The sequence below is a fragment of the Stieleria bergensis genome (genome assembly GCA_007745635.1).
Classification (GTDB): Bacteria; Planctomycetota; Planctomycetia; order Pirellulales; family Pirellulaceae; genus Stieleria; species Stieleria bergensis.
On sequence record CP036272.1, the window covers coordinates 6,793,519 to 6,810,803 of the forward strand.

Here is a 17,285-nt window from a genome sequence, read left to right on the forward strand (position 1 = left end):
GACTTGACTGGCTAAACTTAATCATTGCCCCTATCCTGCGCGACCAACCTGCAACCGAGGCTCCATGGACAAACACAACGAGGACGATCAAATGCCCCGCCACCAAATTCAACGCCGCCACTTCTGCGCAGCAACAACGGCGACACTGGCCGGCAGCCTGCTAATGCAATCAGCATTTGCCCAACACGCCAAGGCATTGAAATTCAAATACATGCTTGGTTCCTGCATGTATGGCGAAGGCAGCCTGGAAGAGATTCTTCCCGAAGTCCGCAAAGCTGGAGCAACTGCAATCGACATTTGGCCGCGGGTTCATGGCAATCAGCGTGAACAGGTCGATGCGATGGGCGAGGAACGTTTCCGAGGGCTACTGCATCAGCATCAGGTCACCCTCGGCTGCATCACGCAGTACAAACTCGGCCCCTTCGGACTGCAGGACGAGATGCGTCTGGCACAACGGTTCGCCTGCCACACCATCGTCACCGGAGGCAAAGGCCCCAAGGGATTAAAGGGGGCGGAGCTAAAAAGCGCGGTGGGTAAATTTGTCGAGCAGATGAAGCCTCACCTGGAAATCGCCGAAGCCACCGGCGTGACCATCGCAATCGAGAACCATGGCAACAATCTGATCGAATCACCTGACTCTCTCAAATGGCTGGCGGAACTGCGACCTTCGAAGCATTTGGCCATCGCGTTTGCCCCCTACCACCTGCCACAGGATGCGGACTCACTTGGGCAATTGATCAAGACGCTCGGCGATTCGATTGCTGTGTTTTATGCCTGGCAACATGGCATGGGCTGCATGAACAAACTGCCAAAGGAACAAGAATTGCTTCAAATGCCAGGCCGCGGCGACCTGGATTTCACGCCGCTGATCAAGGCACTCACCGAGATAGACTACCAAGGCTGGACGGAGATTTTCATGCATCCAGTTCCCCGTGGCGTGCCGATCTTGGAAACGACCGACCAGGTCACTGCGGAAATCAATCGAGCACGAGATTACCTTGAAGCGCTTCGCTAATCGGGTTTCACCCCACTGCGCTGCGTCTCACTTCTTGCTGGTGTGTTCATCAACGAGCTGCCTGACGATCGAGGGTGTGACGGCATAACTTCGCACTCGACTGTTCCTGGCAATGTTCACGCCCAAGAAGTTTCCATCGAGGTCAAAGAGCGGTCCGCCACAGTCCGTCGGCTCCAAGACGGCATCATGCGAAACGACCTTTGCGAACCCATCTCGACGCCCACTCTTTTCCATCTGGTCGGCGGCATGCCTGGAGGAGGATGGAAACACGCCCAAACGGATCGTCTTTTTCAACTCTTCTTCGCCGCGCAGAATCACTGCGACAATCGTATCGTTGGGGTCGACGGTGCCCAAGAAATTCCGCATCTCCATGTGAGTTCGAATCCGTTGATCGTTCATCTTGGTCACCACGTCCCCGACCTCTAGGCCAGCTTTCTCAGCGGCACCGTCTTTGGTGACCTGACGCAAGATCGCACCCGCTTTGTCTTTGTAGTCCTCGGGCATCACACCGAGGTAGCCGCGACTCTGTTGTTTCTGGGACTGGAATGTTTTGCGACTGACAATACTCACCACTCCCTGACCGGCTGGATCGGGGGTCAACAGAAACAAGCCGGCCCGGTAGCCCTTGGCAGATGAATCGCTGTCAGATGAGTCGTTGTCAGATGAGTCCGTGAGTTCAACCCCTGTCTGATGCGGCTTGGGCGCTTGCAACAGGACCAAATCGTTCTTGCTATCGCGAGCAACAATCTTGAGCTTCACCTGTTTGCCGGACAGCTTTGTCGTCGGATCTTGATGCACCATCGAGCTCTTGCTGACCATGAAATCAGTGTCTTGAATCAGGGTCGCCAAGATGGTCACGTCCTCGTTGTCGCTCAACTTGCTAACGACTTGGACACATCCATCATCAAGCTTTGATTCCAAGTCTTGAAATTGCTTGGGCAGGCTGGCAAGTTCGCCGATCGGCGTCGGCTTTGCGAACGCTTTCTTGCTGTAAACAGGCAATTCGACTTTGGGCGCCGCTTCACGCTCGACCTCAAAGGGCATGCTCAGATCCAGTTTCTTCTCCTCGCGCAAGACCGTGACAACGATCGTATCAGCCCCCTCATCCCGAGCCGCAATGAGTGCTTTGCGCAGTGCGTCAATCGACACGGTCTTCTTGTCATAGACCGATAGAATCACGTCTTTGGCTTTCATGCCGTGCTTCGCAGCCAAGGTGTCATCAAAAACCTTGAACACCTCGACGCCAGCCCCATCCGCGAGCCCCGAGCCGTTGAAACCAAGCTTTGGCACGGGCGGCCCAATTTCCGTGAACGTTTTCTCACGGTTCAATTCGTTCCAATACTTCTTGAACGAATCAACCGGCACCTCATAGTTCCGCTCCATGCTTCTGCCGATGCGCGAGTGAATTCCAATCACTCGTCCTTGCAAATCGAACAGTGCACCACCAGAATCGCCGGGCTCCATCAAGGCTGATGATTGAAACATGCCGTCGCCTCTGCTGGTGCCGACAATTCGGCCAAAGCGAACAAAGGGGACGCCACGCGTCCCCTGACCACCGGGAAAGCTAATACTAAGGCAGGGCTGATTGCGAACCAACGACTTGGACTCGCCCATCTCAACAAACGGCAAATCATCAACATCACCCGTTATCTTCAACAGGGCACAGTCGACTCGTGGATTGGAACCTTTCCCAACCGCCGTCAGTTGGCGACCATCTGGCAACGTCACTTGATAACGACTGCCGGGCCGCACCGCGTGACCGGCCGAGAGCACATGCCCTTCCTTGCTAACGATGACACCACTAAAGCTACCGCCACGTTGCCCCAGGGAGACAACCGCAGGTTGAACCAATTCGATGGTCGAGAAAATTCTGCTCTGCAGATTTTGGGCGTCTAAATCTGCAAAGACCGTTGAATCAGGCAGTGTCGCAAACGCAGCAAGCAAGACAAAACAATGGCGGACCCAGTGTAAAAAATGCATAACAACTTCAATCGGCTGGATAATAAAATTGCGAATGATCCTCCCCGATTACAGCCACCAATTGGAAGCACAACGCGCAGAGAGAATGCGTAACAGCGGAGGAGAGACTGCTTGACTCATAGCCGCAGTGCGGCAGAGACCGCCAGCAAGACGTCGCTCGTCTTATGAAATTCTAACCGAGCGTCAAACAGAGGAGGGCAGAGAGTTTGCGTTTTCACCAGCAATTCGCCGTCGAAATCGAATTGTCACAGATGGGCAAAACGGTCCGCCTGGCGTTTCCCTGCCTGCTAACCGGTCAGGTCGCCGCAAGTCTTGACACGGCAATGACCCGGAAAAACACCGCAATCGGATCTGCCTAGCAAGGGGCAATGCGCCGTACGGGCCGCGCCGTACAGGCCGCGCTGGATGGGCCGCGTTACGACTGAGCGGGTCCATCTCGGCCGATTGAATCTCGGCGAGGCTCGCACCGTTGCTGAACATGACGCACCCAACACGGGCGCGTTCGGCCTGCAGCCAGGTCGTCACTCCGAGCGGTTTCGCATGTGGTCGGCTGTGCGAAAGAAATTTTGCTTAAGCTGTGTCGCCAACAGAGAATCGGTGACGCGTTCATCGATTGCCCGATTCATACACAACAACCATTGGTCACGCTCATCTTCGCCGATCGGAAACGGCAGATGGCGAGCTCGCAACATCGGGTGACCGTATTCTTCAATGTACAACGAAGGCCCACCGAAGAACCCCGACAGGAACTTGAAGAACTTGTTTCTGGACTCGGTCAAGTCGTCTGGATGAAGCGCCAGAATCGCCTGAGTCTCAGGCAGTTCGGCCATCAAGTCATAGAACCGATCGACAAGTCCTCGCACACCCTCTTCACCACCAAGCTGTTCGTACGTTGTCACGCCATTCATGGATTTGTTCGCAGACAAAAGACAATTCAATTCAACGGCCAGCCATTCGCTTTACCAACGACCGTGCTAGCGTCACCGCTAGAATGACTCCAGCGTCACGCAGGTGCCTTCACCCAGCAACCACCGAAGACTCCCTCGCCGGCTCAATCGTATCCTAGAGCGTGGCCGGCGACGACCTCAATTCTCATCCACCGCCGACGGCTGAGGCAATGAAATGGCTGGCATCCCTCAACATGCAGTGAAACAGCATTCCGCCTTGCAGATTCCTGAAAGCCACAACTCACGCGTCATTGGACATGAGAGAAGAGATCCAGGTCCCTTGCTGAGACATACAATCTCTTTGATCCTTGATCACCTAGCCTTCTGACGCACAAAGCCACCGGGCACGAAGCATCGCTGGATACAGCGAACCGGTAAGCTCGACCTTGTCACTTTGTCTCTTCAGTCAAACTGCTGTTAGCCGCGACCCTTAAGAGACCAACACGGCCGACTTGCCAGGCTCGGCGATCGACCTGCGGGCCGCCAGTCGAGACAAAAGGAAGTGGGTGGGCAAGTAAATCAACAGTGGCAGACCCACCATCATCATCGTCAGCCAAGCTGCTTGCGGCATCATTGTTTGTGGGGCATCACCGCTCATCCCAAAGACATAATTCACATTGCAGGGCTGGTTGGTAAAGTCCAGTGGATCGCCAGGCGCAGGCAACCAAAGGTAACCGACTGCCATTGCCGCCCAAGCCGTCAGCGTCCAGAACGCCAACGCTCGGCGATCGTAGCCAAGCCTGACGACGAGTGCGATCAAGAGAATTGGCAGCCAAAAGTGGAAGAATGAAAGCCCCCGAGCCAGCAAAGAGATGTCGCTGTCAAACATGTAGCTCGTCATCCCCGTCACCGGCAAGCCTGCCAATTGCCCGACAAAATCAACCTGCCAAAGCACTTGTGGCAGCATGATTCCGACCGCTGCCATGGATGCATACAAGGGCTTTCCCGTCCAAACCGCGGCCAAGGTTAAAAACAGTGCGATGTCACAAAAGTAGATGAAGTTGGTGGGGCCGTACTCCATCCAGTAATAAGGAACCAAGACGCACATGAAGACCGTGAAACCAAGCTTGACCCACATTGGGATCGAGGCGGAAGGAGATTGCATGAAGTCGACCTGCTGAGCGGAATGCGAACGAGAAGGGAGCGGTGGAACGCCCACCAACTGATTCGACACGCTCTGGGCAACACGCGTCTAGTTTCCAGTGCCCATCGCGATCAAAACGCCGCGCACGTTCTTCCCTTTCCGGGCCAATTTCCTCAAAAAGCTTCGCCACTTGACGGCCCAAGGCATCGCAGACGCGAAGCGCAGTTCAACGGCGTAGGTAAAAAACATTCCAGCGGCGCCGATCAAATCGACTAGCTTCCGGGGGCAACCTTGGCGACATGGCTCTGGAAGCGACCAATGAGTACACTGTCTGCTCAAGATGCTTGTACCACACCCATGATGAGGCGAACTGAAGATGCGATGCCTGTTTCTTGTGCTCTTGATGGCCGCTGCGTCGGTCGGCACCGCCGCTGAGCGACCGAACATTCTTTTCTTCCTGGTCGACGACATGGGCACCGGCGACACCTCCGTCCCCTTTTTCTATCAAGACGATCAGCCTCAGAAGATCCCACTGAATGATCTTTACCGAACCCCGAACATGGCGAAACTGGCAGCAAATGGCCGACTGTTCACCAACGCATACTCCTATTCGGTCTGCTCGCCGACGCGCATCAGCCTGATAACAGGACAGTCTGCTCCGCGACATCGAGTCACGACCTGGACGCACCCCAAAGAATCCTCCGTCGACACCGGGTTGGTCAAGACAGCAAACGTGAAGAGCCCTCCTGGCTGGCGCATCACCGGTGTCGATCGCTCTCTGCCTTTGCTGCCCCGATTGATGAAGCAGGCCGGGTACCGAACGCTGTTTGCTGGCAAAGCTCACTTTGGCCCCGATGACACACCGTCCGGGGATCCTCGCAACCTGGGTTTTGATCTCAATATCGCAGGCTTCGGTGGCGGCGGCCCAGGGAGCTACTGGGGAAAGTACAACTATTCGGCGAATCATCGCACAGGTGCTCATGTTTGGGACGTGCCTGGTCTGGGAAAGTACCATGGCAGTGACACGTTTTTAACCGAAGCGATCACTTTGGAGATGAATCAGGCAATCGAAGACTCGGTCACAGCGAACGAACCGTTCTTTGCCTACATGAGCCACTATGCGGTCCATGCCCCCTGGCAGTATCCCGATGCTCGTTTTAGCGCCAACTATCCGCAGCTCAAAGGGCAGGGACTTGCCTTCGCAACACTTGTTGAAGGCATGGATCAATCCTTGGGTGACATGCTGGCCAGGCTGAATGAACTTGGCGTTGCCGAGGACACGCTTGTGATCTTCTTTTCAGACAACGGCAGTGCATGGTCGGCAAACGGACCGTATCGAGACAAGAAAGGCTCGCGTTATGAGGGCGGAGTGCGAGTGCCGCTGATCGTGGCCTGGGCCAAGCCAAATCCTCAGAATCCCTTGCAACAACGGCTTGCAATTCCCGTCAACTCGGTCGAGCACGACATCGTCACTTGCGTGGACATGATGCCGACCCTCTTAAAAATCGGAGGTGCCAAGTTGCCTGAAGATGCCGTCATTGATGGCCATGACATCACACCATCGTTCACCGGTACACCTGGACCACATCGGCCACAGGAGTTCCTGGTCCATTTCCCGCATCGCCATCGCAACACGCTGTTCTCAAGCTATCGAGCCGACGCCTGGAAAATCATTTACAGCTACGCTTCGCAACAGTGGGAGCTGTACAACTTAGAAGACGATCCGTTTGAACGAGCGAACCTGGTCAAACAACGCCCCGAACTCGCTTTATCATTGGCGAAGAAACTGATCCAGCGTCTGGATTCACAACAAGCGATGTACCCTGTCGATGTCCGTGACGCCAAAGCCGTCAAGCCTAATCTGAAAACGCTGTAAACCAGCTTGCTCGGCACCAGGCATCGGTCATCACGAAGCGATCTTTCAGTTTCTGCAAACAGCCTGACCGGCGTGCCGCAACCCTTACAACGGATGCATCAGTTCGGGGCAAAGACTAAGGCCCCCAAAAAGCCGGCCGCAAACACAGAAATCGCAAGGCCGAGCAAAGCAAAGGTCAAAGCATTAATGATGTAGGGGACCGAACCGTCCCAGGTTTTGATCAAGTAATAGAAGAAATAGAACGGAACAAACAGCACGAGTAGACCTTCGGTCGTGTCGTCTTCAAAGGCCACAATCAACATCCAGATGCTCCCCACTGTCGAAAGACAAGAGGCGCCGATGAAAATAAGGAATCCAAGAATCAATCCCAGTGGTGGCAGAATGAAGCTAAGCACCGAGGCGACAACACAAACCACCAATCCTACAATGATCACGACGCCGGGGCTGATCCCGCCGCCACCTCGTGACCTCGGAGCCCTGCCACCCATCGCTGCGCCAGAAGCCGGCATCGGCATGCCTGGCGAATTATAATAGCCTCCAGCCCCTGCCGGTGCGGCCGCGCCGCTTGCCGGCATGTTCCCGAATGGGGCGGCCGAGGCCATCGGCTGAGGCCCGGGGACGTTGTCAAACATCCCACCGCCTTGGCTTGGAAAGCCTGTCGGACTAGCAGGTGCCGCTGCAGGCCTGGGGACGGCTTGTGCCGCCGGTGCTCCGGGGACTTGTAAGAGCTTCTGACAGTAGGGGCACTTCACCTGTTTGCCGGCCATCGATGCCTTGACTCCAAGGATCTGACCGCAGGGACACTTTAGCTTTTGTTTCTGCTCGGCGACTGCTCCACTGGAACCTGGACTCGCAACCGCACTGGCTGTCACAACGGCCGGCGCCGCCCCAGGCACCGTCAGCACCTGCTGACACTTGGGACAACGGACGCTTTTTCCAGCCGCGATGCCACCTACATTTAGAGCTACACCGCAACTGCAAGTCAAAGTCGACATCGGAAACCGTTTGATAAAAATTTGGATGGAAATGTCGTCTGGCAGCCCAGACGATCCCTTTGACCTCCCATCGCAACGCTTGGCAGGCATTCCCCGCTGATACACGACCGCTAACAATCGAACACACCTAACGGTGGATCATGAAACACCGGCTGGGGCCGACCACATTCTAATCGACGTGATTTCCCCAGTCCAGCATGGCCTAGACATTCCCAGCGAGATCCAGAATCGTCTGACCACCGATCTCGGCAATAAACGGTGACAAGCCCCCTGCGTTTCAGGGCACTTTCTTTGGCCAGCTCAAGCCAGCATTTTGCGGCCTATTGTCAAACGACGAACCGCTCTGTGATAAAAAACGTTTGTGATTCTTTTAGAATCTTGTTAACAATCTCAGCTCGCCTTCGGCAGACACTAGCCTGACCTGTGATCCACAACTTGCATAGATATGAGAGAAGAAGACAAACGAGAGCACTTCACCGAATGCTGGCTCAAAGCAGAGCCAGCCGTGTCGGCGTATGTCTTTGCATCGGTTTCTCTGTTTCATGACGCCGAAGATGTTATTCAGCGGATTGCCCAGGAATTAGCGCGTCGGTTTGACGAGTATGACTCGGAACGGCCATTTGTTGCCTGGGCGTTGTGGGTCGCCAAGTCACGAGTCATTGATCACTACCGCGCACGCGGGAGCAATCAGGTTGTGCTGCCCAACGATTTGCTGGGTAAACTGGCTGAGACGATGGCACAGCAAGCTGACGGCCGGAACCAGCGTCGTGAAGCACTCGAGGCCTGTCTTGAAGCATTAACGCCAAAATCGCGACAAGTCCTGGACTTGCGGTACGTTGAAGAACTGTCCGCAGAGGAAGCAGCCCAACGGGTCGGTTCCACCAGCGGTTCCGTACGTGTCCTGCTTACCCGCATACGGACATCACTGGCCGGTTGCATTGAGCGACGGCTAGGCATGGAGCATTTGTAATGTCCATCGATGATGCATTCATTGATCGTGTCCTTGACGGCACAGTCTCCGAATCGGAAGTCGCAGACTTCCAACGGTGGTTGCAAGATCCGGACAATCTGGAACGGTTTGCCCATCGCTCGGAGTTACACGTCGATTTGCGTCGCTCGCTGCGGCGACGCCAGTTACAAGAACAAGCGTTGCACGCCAGCGTTGATTCCACGTCTGCAAGCCCAACAGAATCTCGGCAAGATCATTCACCGCTTACTTTCCGCTCGCGAAGAATCCTGGCGCCTGCCGTCACCACGCTGGTCACTGCTGCATGCCTTTTCATCGGATTCATGTTGCTGGAGACAAAGCCGTACGGCAACGATGAAGACACTGCATCAGTTGTCAGTACAGTCAATGGCCTCTTGATCAAGAAGGGCTCAGCGTGGAATGATGACACACTTCCAGTCGGAACGTACGAACTGCGACAAGGCCTGCTGAACTTACAGTTTGGTGGAGGCGTGATGGTCTACGTTGAAGCACCTGCTCACTTTGACACCGTCAGCAATAAACGCATCGTGTTGCATAGCGGGCGTCTCTCAGCCACAGTCCCTCCCGCCGGGATTGGCTTCACCGTCGAAACCCCCGAAGCGGAAGTGGTTGACTTTGGAACGGAATTCTCGATCGATGTCGAGGGTGGCACCAGCGAAGTGCATGTCTTTGATGGGCTGGTCCGAGTTTCTCCCGGCGAGTCAAAGCAGCGAGACGTCTCCCGGTCCGTTGAGCTGCATGCCTCTCAAGCGGTGCGAATCACAGACGGTGCAACGGAACTACAGGACATCTCGCTTGCAACGAATCGATTCATTCGCAACTTTGATGAACCGAAACGAAGCTACGCTCGCGCACTGAAGAGCCTGTCACATTTGGTGTTCTATCGCATGCCGATCCGTGACCAGGGCTTGGTGTCTCAGCCGCCTGAATACTCGGGTGTTGTATTGACCGGTCAAGGGAAACGTCCGCCGCATGCGCGCGGAGTCTTCGTCGGCGGTTCGCTGCGCGTGGGTGCTGATTCCACGGGCCGTGGAGGACGTGTCGATGCACCACCACCGCTAAACACAGGACAATTCTCGCTGACACTGTTTGTTTACTGGGAACCAGCCACACACGAACCCTTCATCGCTGAACACCAATCAGCGATCGCCACAAACTTACACCATGGCCAAGGTAACTTTAGTCTGAACCTTGACCAGCACGGCATGTTGCAGGCAACCATCAAGAGCAGCACCGGACAGATGACCTCGGTCACCGGCGACTCCGCATTGACGCCCGAGTCGTGGCGACAGATCGTTGTCACAGCAGATGGCCAGCAATTACGACTCTACGAAGACGGCAACTTGGTTGCAGCCCAGTCCTGTACCGAACTCGCAGTCAGCGGCGCCCAGACCATTTGGTTCGGAACAACTCCCCAGGCAACGCGAATGTGGAATGGCAGAATCGACGAAGTCGGGTTGTTCGATCGACCACTTTCCGCAAAAGAAGTCGCCGCGCTGTATCGGACCGCCCAAGAGGAGATCGCCCGATCAAAATGATGACGACAGAAGATTCCCTTCCCCGATCCGCACACCACCCAAACTCATTCAACCGTTAGGCATACGCATCATCTATCATCGATGATTCTGGCTCCGTTACGGTCATGCTTTTCCATCCCGCCCGATGCTCTCCCAGTGGAACACCTATGAACCCCTCGCGATTTCTATTCAGCGTCACGCTTTTCGTTCTTGCATCAATGGGAAGCTTGTTTGCGACTGCCCCCCGACCCAACGTATTGTTTCTCGCGGTCGATGATATGAACGACTTTGTCGGCTGCCTTCCGTCGCGCCCCAATGCAATCACGCCCAACATCAATCGACTCGCCGCTCGTGGCGTGTGCTTTACCAATGCTCACACGGCGGGAGTGTTTTGCGCGCCCAGCCGTGCAGCGATCTTTTCTGGGCAATACGCATCGACCACCGGGTGTTACACAACGCCAAATTATTTTGTACACCATCCGAAGATTGAATCGCTGCAAACAAGTTTTTCAAAGGCAGGTTACACAACGCTCGGTGCGGGCAAGCTGTTTCACCATCCGGCCGGAGCGATTGACCAGCGTGATTGGACCACGTTCTTTCTACGCAATCAGTTTCAACGTGATGGCGGTTGGGCTCTGGAATCATGGAGCAGTGACACCCCCGTCCCGCAGCCTTTTCCTAACAGTGTTTACAACAAAGGAAAGCAGATCACCGGCGGTCTGTTCTTGGAATGGGGTGCGATCCCCAACGATCGAGAGGAAGAGCTGGCGGACACGATCCGAGCCAACTGGGCCGTTGAACAACTGAGCCGCAAACATGACAAACCCTTCTTCCTCGCATGCGGATTCTATGCGCCTCACTACCCGAATTACTGCCCTCAGAAGTACTTTGACATGTACTCTCGGGACGCGATCGAGACCCCGGCCTTCAAAGAGGACGACTTAGCTGACCTGCCGGACAAGGTTCGCAAGCAGCGTCAGAATCGCAAGGCCTTTCACTATGACAAACTGGTTGCGATGGACGCTTGGAAAGACGCCTTGCACGGCTACCTGGCCTGCACCAGCTATGCCGACGCCATGGTGGGACGAATCCTGAACGCACTGGAATCAAGCCCCTACGCCGACAACACCATCGTCGTGCTGTGGAGTGATCACGGGTATCACCTGGGCGAAAAAGGCCAGTGGGGCAAACACACCTTGTGGGAACGAACATCGAATGTGCCGTTCGTATGGGCCGGTCCCGGCGTAGCGAAAGGTGCCAAGACCGACGTCACCGTTAGCTTGATTGATCTCTACCCAACGCTGGTTGAACAATGCCAACTTCCATCGCCGCAGCAAACGCTCGAAGGCGTTTCGTTGGCGTCGACATTAAGAGATCCTGCCAATGCGAGAGACCGCAATGTCTATCTGCCGTACATGAATCCCGGTGAGTACGCCATCATGAATCGCGACTGGCGTTTCATCCACTATGACGACAAGAACCAAGAGTTGTATCACGTCAAAGAAGATCCACACGAGTGGAACAACCTTGCGTCCGAATCACAGTCTGCGGAGATCATCAAAGAGCTCCAACAATCAGCACCGACCACGTTCGCCGATCCCGAACCAAAGTTGAACGCCAGACGGGATCTCGTTGTCGAAGCTGGAAAATTCCGTTGGCAGAAGGGCAAGGGCAACTATGTCCCACATCCAAAGTACCTGCCTTATTCTGACGCAACTGCCCAGAAGAAGTGATCGCCCAAGAGCCGCGAAGCCGTCTCCAAGCCCGTCTGGCAGCGAACGCTTACCCACATTCACAACAAAGCATTTCCACGTTAGCGAAACACCCCGTCAGAAATGAATCGATCCCTTCTTGCTGTGCTCGTCCTTTGTTTGTCCGCCGCGCAGCTAATCGCCGAATCGGACGTTACAAAACCCAATGTCATCGTGATCCTAGCCGACGACCTCGGCTACGGCGATCTCTCCTGCTACGGGGCGAAGGATCTTGCAACACCCAACATTGACCGAATGGCCACAAAGGGCGTAAAGTTCAACAGCTGTTATGTGTCTCCCGTTTGTTCTCCGACACGCGCGGCATTGATGACCGGCAGCCATTCAACTCGAGTTGGCATCGGCGGCGTCCTGTTTCCTCGGAACAACCATGGATTGAATCCCAGCGAAATCACCTTACCCGAACTGCTGAAAAATCAGGGCTACGCAACGGCGATCATTGGCAAGTGGCACCTGGGGAACGAAGAGATGTTCCAGCCGCTGAACCATGGGTTCGATTACTGGTACGGGACACCCTCTTCCAACAGCCAGCCCTATTATCCAGCGTTAAAAACCTATGCCGATGACTGTGTCTTTCGTGAAGGCTACACGCGTGATGGAATCCAAAAGCGAGAGACGGCAGCGTGCCCACTGGTTCGCAACAACGTCGTGATCGAAGTCCCTGCGGACCAAACACAGTTCACTCAGCGGTACACCCGAGAAACGATTCGTTTCATCACTGAAAACAAAGACCGTCCGTTCTTCGTGTACCTGGCGCATAACATGCCGCACATTCCATTGCACGCCTCCGAGCAGTTCATTGGCACGAGCAAACGCGGCCTCTACGGAGACACGATCCAAGAACTGGATTGGAGCACAGGAGAAATCCTACGATCCTTGAAAGAACTGAAGATCGATCAAAACACTCTGGTGATCTTTACGTCAGATAACGGCCCCAACACCGGCAAAGGCGGCAGCGCTGGACCGTTGAACGGTGGCAAAGGTTCCACCTTGGAAGGCGGTGTGCGGGTTCCGTTCGTTGCTTGCTGGCCCGGCAAAATACCCGCCGGCAGAGAAAATGATGAAGCGATTACCGGCATGGACCTGCTGCCGACGGTTTCCAAATTGGCCGGCGGCAAGGTGCCCAGCGATCGTGTGATCGACGGGAAAGACATCTGGCCGTTGCTGGCTGGCCAGCCAGATGCAACGTCTCCACATCAAGCCATCTACTACTTGCGCGGCCGAGGCGTCCAGGCAATCCGTGTTGGCAACTGGAAATACCGAACCGCGACCGAGAAACCCGCACAGAAGAAACAATCCAAGAAAGTTGCGATCGAGACACTTCACGATCTGAGCCAGGACCTTGGCGAGCAGACCAACCTGCTCGACCAACATCCCGACATTGCTCGTCGTCTCAAGCAACAAATGGCTCGCTTTGAGTCGAACCTGCGTGAGAACCTTCGTCCACAAGGAGTGGCCAACGAACGATGATCCGTCCAACTGCGAAAACCATTGCGATCCTGTGCGCGTTTCTCTCGTTTGCCGCTGGAAACCTTCAGGCATCCGACAAACCAAATATCGTTGTTTTTCTGACCGACGACCAAGGCTATGGGGACCTCGGTTGCTATGGATCACAGACCCTAAAAACGCCTAACATTGACCAACTGCGTGAACAGGGCATGAAGTTCACGGACTTTTATGTGCATCAGCGTTGCTCACCGACTCGACTGGCTTTGATGACCGGTTCGCACGCCCATCGTGCCGGTTGCACCAAAGTCATTTACAACCGGGATCGTATCGGAATCCATACCGATGAAGTCACCACACCGGAGCTTCTCAAGAAGGCTGGCTACACGACAGGGATTGTCGGCAAGTGGCATCTAGGTGAATGGGATGCATTCAATCCGACCCGCCATGGGTTTGATGAGTTTTACGGCTTCATGGTCGACCTTGATCAAGGCACGGGAATTTACCACAACCGAGAACGTGTCGAATCGATCAAACGCAAAACGGACGGAGCCCACTCGCCGAAACTGCTTGACGCCGCGATTCAGTTCATCGAGCAAAACAAGCAGCGTCCCTTTTTTCTCTACTACGCTTCACCGCTGCCACACACGCCCTGGATCCCCAACGAGCGTTTTATCGGCACTTCACAACGAGGCACGTATGGCGATGTGATTCGCGAGATCGATTGGCAAGTCGGGGAAATCATGAAGGCCCTCGATGCCAGCGGCATCGCTGACAACACACTTTTCATTTTCGCCTCCGATAACGGCCCTGTGCTCGGCATTGATGGTGGCGACGCTGGTCCGTTTCGTGACGGCAAATGGACCGACTTTGAAGGCGGCATTCGCGTCCCCTGCATCATGCGTTGGCCAGCGACGATTCAGCCGGGGTCTACCAACCGCCAGATCACTGGGATCATCGATTGGCTGCCGACTTTTAGTGCGATCGCAGGAGTGAAGCCACCGGACGGCCGCGTGATCGATGGTCGAAACATTCTGCCGTACTTAAACGGCGATCCGGTGGAACAACCGATCCATGATTCATTCGTTGTGCCGGGCTCGGTCATTCGCCACGGGGCGTGGAAGTTGCTCGTACGAGAACTAAAACCCGGTGGCAAGAGTGGCCGAGAAGGAAAGCGTCCCTCCGCACCGGCTGGCTCGCTTTTTCACTTGGAAACCGATCCTGGCGAGACCACCGACGTTTCAGCCCAACATCCACAAATCGTCTCCGACCTGCGACGCCGGATGGATGCGATGGTCAGTGAACTGGAAACCAATCGCCGCCCCATCGGCAAACTGCCGGAAACATCGACCGCAGGCACCAAGACAATCCTCAAGAAAAGGAGCAAGTAATTCATGCGTTTCACATTCCTGCTATCACTGGTTGCTGGCTCATTCCTCTTGGCCAGCGGCTTCATCGCCCCGTCCCCGAATCTGGCATCTGCGGCACCACCGTCTGGGCAAACGTCAGAGCCGCCGATGAATGTGTTGCTGCTGATCGTTGACGACCTGAACACTTGGCTGCTGGAAGATCCAACGCGTTACGCGGGAAAAGTCATCGCCCCGAACATTCAACAGCTGTCAAAACAGGGTGTTTTGTTTCACAACGCCTACACGGCCAGTCCCGTTTGCTGTCCTTCGCGAACGGCGTTCCTGTCGGGCGTTGCACCCTGGAAGTCCGGTGTGTCGCGCAATGGAGTAAAGGTCGGTGACAGCGAAATCTTGCACGACGTGGATTCGCTGTTTAAGACGTTCAGTGATGAAGACTATTGGATCGCCAAGTTCGGCAAAGTGTCGCATGGCTATGACACTGGTGTGAAGTACGACGCGTCGCTGAACCACAAACGAACGCCTCCGCCGCCAGGAGCGCCGCTCAATGGCATTGCAAGAAACGCCAGTGGCGGCATCACGGAACGCGACTGGGGAGCCACGCATTTGGAGGAAGACCAAATGAGTGACAAGCTGCTGGCCGATGCCACCATCGATGCACTCAAGCAAAAACACGACCGTCCGTTCTTCATTTCATGTGGTCTTTTTCATCCACACTACCCTTGGTACGTCCCACAGAAGTACCTCGACCTGTATCCGCTGGACGAGATCCAATCACCACCGGTCAAGGACCAAGACCTGAACGATGTCCCCGAGTACGGGCAGCGATTAGTGAATCTTAGCTGGAACGAAAAGGTGGTCGAAAACGGCTTGGCCAAGGAAGCGATTCGCGGCTACCTGGCTAGCGTTTCGTTTTCTGACTTTCACATCGGCCGCATCCTTAACGCTCTCGACGAAAGCCCACACCGTGACAACACCATCGTTGTACTGATCAGCGATCATGGTTTTCACCTGGGCGAAAAACAGCAATGGACCAAGGCGACGCTTTGGGAAGAAGCCACTGACAGCGTGATGATGTGGCGCGTGCCGGGCGTGACCCAACCGGACCAGATCTGCCAGCGCCCCGTCTCCTTGCTGGACCTCTACCCAACGCTTGTCGATCTGATCGGGCTGGAGAGGCCCAAGCACCTTGATGGTCACTCCTTGCTACCACTGCTGAAGGACGTACGGTCACCGAGGCAGCAGCCCGCGATCACCGTCTACGACGGACACATGTCAGTGCGCACGCAAGACGCTCGCTTCATTCGCTACTGGGATGGGACAACAGAACTCTACGACCGAACCACGGACCCGCATGAATGGACCAACCAGACCAATCATCCTCAGTTCGCTGCGATCAAGACAAAGCTCGCCAGCCTGCTGCCTGCGAAAGATGAAGTCGCCCAGCCGCTTCCCAGTCGCCAAGCCGGGGCCGTGAACTCTGTGCCTCGAAAACAAAAGCCACCTCAGTAGAACCCATAGCGACAACCAATCAATCCAACTCTTCACACCGAGCGGCGATCAACGCGATATGATAGAGCCCTGCACGTTGCCCGTCATGAAGCGAGTGATTGACTCGCCGATCACAGCTCCATCGCTTTGACTCTCTTCCAACACGGTTTTAGGTCCAATGAACCTTCGATTGACGATATGCCTGCTGGTTTCGCTGACAGGTTTAATGACCATTCCTGTTGGCGATGCGGTTGGCCAAAACAGCGGTGAAGCAGCATCGACAAAGGTCGATGCATCAGCTCTGCTTGCCGCACCCCGACCGGTCCCCGAACATCTCAGCGAATGGTTTGATCGCATGGAAGCTGCGAACCGACGATCCCAAGAGGTGTTCCGAAACCTGTCTGCCAAGCAGATGAGCTTCAAGCCATCCAATGGGACACACACGCCCAGGTGGAATGCCGAACACATGGCTGGTCGCCAGTTACTGTTCTTCTCTCAGATCTACCACGCTCTTGATCCGAGCATCCCAGTGGTCAACTTGAACCCTCGCCAGATGCCGAAGGACTACGAACCTCGGCATCCAGATTGGGATGGAAAACAAGAAGCCCGATTCATGCAACGAGTCGACGACTTCTGTCGCCGCTATGCGTACCTTTTAGAGGACATGCCGCTGGATCGCAAACCGCCAGCCACTCCCTGGCCTTCGCTGAAAGCTCTGTTGCTGCAGATGGAACGCCATTACGACGAACACACGGCCAATGTCGAAAAGAAGTTTGAGCTAGCCGATTGGCCGCAAGAATGACAGCGAGT

The 17,285-nt window shown here is 55.2% G+C and carries 13 protein-coding genes; 9 read left to right on the forward strand and 4 right to left on the reverse strand.

Going from position 1 to position 17,285, the window contains the following annotated elements:
- The first annotated feature begins 91 nt into the window (after nucleotides 1-91).
- Nucleotides 92-1,015, forward strand: a complete 924-nt coding sequence (locus SV7mr_RS23875) for a sugar phosphate isomerase/epimerase family protein (RefSeq protein WP_145278922.1) — start codon at nucleotides 92-94, stop codon at nucleotides 1,013-1,015.
- A 27-nt stretch (nucleotides 1,016-1,042) separates the two neighbouring features.
- Here the strand turns inward: SV7mr_RS23875 and SV7mr_RS23880 are convergent, their stop codons facing one another.
- From SV7mr_RS23880 to SV7mr_RS23890, 3 genes are all read right to left on the reverse strand, one after another.
- Nucleotides 1,043-2,995 (reverse strand): trypsin-like peptidase domain-containing protein, encoded by a 1,953-nt coding sequence (locus tag SV7mr_RS23880; RefSeq protein WP_145277412.1) that lies wholly within the window; start codon nucleotides 2,993-2,995, stop codon nucleotides 1,043-1,045.
- Between the two features lie 521 nt (nucleotides 2,996-3,516).
- Nucleotides 3,517-3,921, reverse strand: a complete 405-nt coding sequence (locus SV7mr_RS23885; RefSeq protein ID WP_473163662.1) for a group II truncated hemoglobin — start codon at nucleotides 3,919-3,921, stop codon at nucleotides 3,517-3,519.
- Nucleotides 3,922-4,372: 451 nt separating this feature from the next.
- Nucleotides 4,373-5,047 carry a hypothetical protein gene (locus SV7mr_RS23890; RefSeq protein ID WP_419187857.1) on the reverse strand — a complete coding sequence of 225 codons (675 nt, stop codon included), beginning with the start codon at nucleotides 5,045-5,047 and terminating at the stop codon, nucleotides 4,373-4,375.
- Nucleotides 5,048-5,402: 355 nt separating this feature from the next.
- Between SV7mr_RS23890 and SV7mr_RS23895 the strand changes: the two genes are divergently transcribed.
- Nucleotides 5,403-6,902 (forward strand): sulfatase-like hydrolase/transferase, encoded by a 1,500-nt coding sequence (locus SV7mr_RS23895; RefSeq protein ID WP_145277414.1) that lies wholly within the window; start codon nucleotides 5,403-5,405, stop codon nucleotides 6,900-6,902.
- Nucleotides 6,903-7,000: 98 nt separating this feature from the next.
- Here the strand turns inward: SV7mr_RS23895 and SV7mr_RS23900 are convergent, their stop codons facing one another.
- The gene (locus SV7mr_RS23900) at nucleotides 7,001-7,897 is read right to left on the reverse strand and encodes a hypothetical protein (protein WP_145277416.1); all 897 of its coding nucleotides are present in this window, start codon (nucleotides 7,895-7,897) and stop codon (nucleotides 7,001-7,003) included.
- 445 nt (nucleotides 7,898-8,342) lie between these two features.
- Between SV7mr_RS23900 and SV7mr_RS23905 the strand changes: the two genes are divergently transcribed.
- From SV7mr_RS23905 to SV7mr_RS23935, 7 genes are all read left to right on the forward strand, one after another.
- A complete protein-coding gene (locus SV7mr_RS23905; protein WP_145277418.1) occupies nucleotides 8,343-8,867 on the forward strand; it encodes a sigma-70 family RNA polymerase sigma factor in 525 nt (174 codons plus the stop codon).
- A complete protein-coding gene (locus SV7mr_RS23910) occupies nucleotides 8,867-10,423 on the forward strand; it encodes a LamG-like jellyroll fold domain-containing protein (protein ID WP_145277420.1) in 1,557 nt (518 codons plus the stop codon). Before SV7mr_RS23905 ends, SV7mr_RS23910 begins: the two co-directional genes overlap by 1 nt.
- Before the next feature lie 197 nt (nucleotides 10,424-10,620).
- Nucleotides 10,621-12,135 carry a sulfatase gene (locus SV7mr_RS23915; protein WP_145278928.1) on the forward strand — a complete coding sequence of 505 codons (1,515 nt, stop codon included), beginning with the start codon at nucleotides 10,621-10,623 and terminating at the stop codon, nucleotides 12,133-12,135.
- Between the two features lie 102 nt (nucleotides 12,136-12,237).
- Entirely contained in the window at nucleotides 12,238-13,641 is a 1,404-nt protein-coding gene (locus SV7mr_RS23920; RefSeq protein WP_145277423.1) for a sulfatase family protein, read from the forward strand.
- The gene (locus SV7mr_RS23925; protein WP_145277425.1) at nucleotides 13,638-15,008 is read left to right on the forward strand and encodes a sulfatase-like hydrolase/transferase; all 1,371 of its coding nucleotides are present in this window, start codon (nucleotides 13,638-13,640) and stop codon (nucleotides 15,006-15,008) included. The genes SV7mr_RS23920 and SV7mr_RS23925 overlap by 4 nt, the downstream gene beginning before the upstream one ends.
- A gap of 3 nt (nucleotides 15,009-15,011) precedes the next feature.
- The gene (locus tag SV7mr_RS23930; protein WP_419187858.1) at nucleotides 15,012-16,496 is read left to right on the forward strand and encodes a sulfatase; all 1,485 of its coding nucleotides are present in this window, start codon (nucleotides 15,012-15,014) and stop codon (nucleotides 16,494-16,496) included.
- 157 nt (nucleotides 16,497-16,653) lie between these two features.
- Nucleotides 16,654-17,277: a DinB family protein gene (locus SV7mr_RS23935; RefSeq protein ID WP_145277427.1), complete on the forward strand. Its 624-nt coding sequence runs from the start codon at nucleotides 16,654-16,656 to the stop codon at nucleotides 17,275-17,277.
- Nucleotides 17,278-17,285: the final 8 nt, after the last annotated feature.

Coding starts and splice junctions, on each gene's coding strand:
- SV7mr_RS23875 (WP_145278922.1), top strand. CDS start 92: ATGCCCCGCCACCAAATTCAACGCCGCCACTTCTGCGCAGCAACAACG.
- SV7mr_RS23915 (WP_145278928.1), top strand. CDS start 10,621: ATGGGAAGCTTGTTTGCGACTGCCCCCCGACCCAACGTATTGTTTCTC.
- SV7mr_RS23925 (WP_145277425.1), top strand. CDS start 13,638: ATGATCCGTCCAACTGCGAAAACCATTGCGATCCTGTGCGCGTTTCTC.
- SV7mr_RS23930 (WP_419187858.1), top strand. CDS start 15,012: ATGCGTTTCACATTCCTGCTATCACTGGTTGCTGGCTCATTCCTCTTG.
- SV7mr_RS23920 (WP_145277423.1), top strand. CDS start 12,238: ATGAATCGATCCCTTCTTGCTGTGCTCGTCCTTTGTTTGTCCGCCGCG.
- SV7mr_RS23905 (WP_145277418.1), top strand. CDS start 8,343: ATGAGAGAAGAAGACAAACGAGAGCACTTCACCGAATGCTGGCTCAAA.
- SV7mr_RS23890 (WP_419187857.1), bottom strand. CDS start 5,047: ATGCAATCTCCTTCCGCCTCGATCCCAATGTGGGTCAAGCTTGGTTTC.
- SV7mr_RS23895 (WP_145277414.1), top strand. CDS start 5,403: ATGCGATGCCTGTTTCTTGTGCTCTTGATGGCCGCTGCGTCGGTCGGC.
- SV7mr_RS23935 (WP_145277427.1), top strand. CDS start 16,654: ATGAACCTTCGATTGACGATATGCCTGCTGGTTTCGCTGACAGGTTTA.
- SV7mr_RS23910 (WP_145277420.1), top strand. CDS start 8,867: ATGTCCATCGATGATGCATTCATTGATCGTGTCCTTGACGGCACAGTC.
- SV7mr_RS23880 (WP_145277412.1), bottom strand. CDS start 2,995: ATGCATTTTTTACACTGGGTCCGCCATTGTTTTGTCTTGCTTGCTGCG.
- SV7mr_RS23900 (WP_145277416.1), bottom strand. CDS start 7,897: ATGTCGACTTTGACTTGCAGTTGCGGTGTAGCTCTAAATGTAGGTGGC.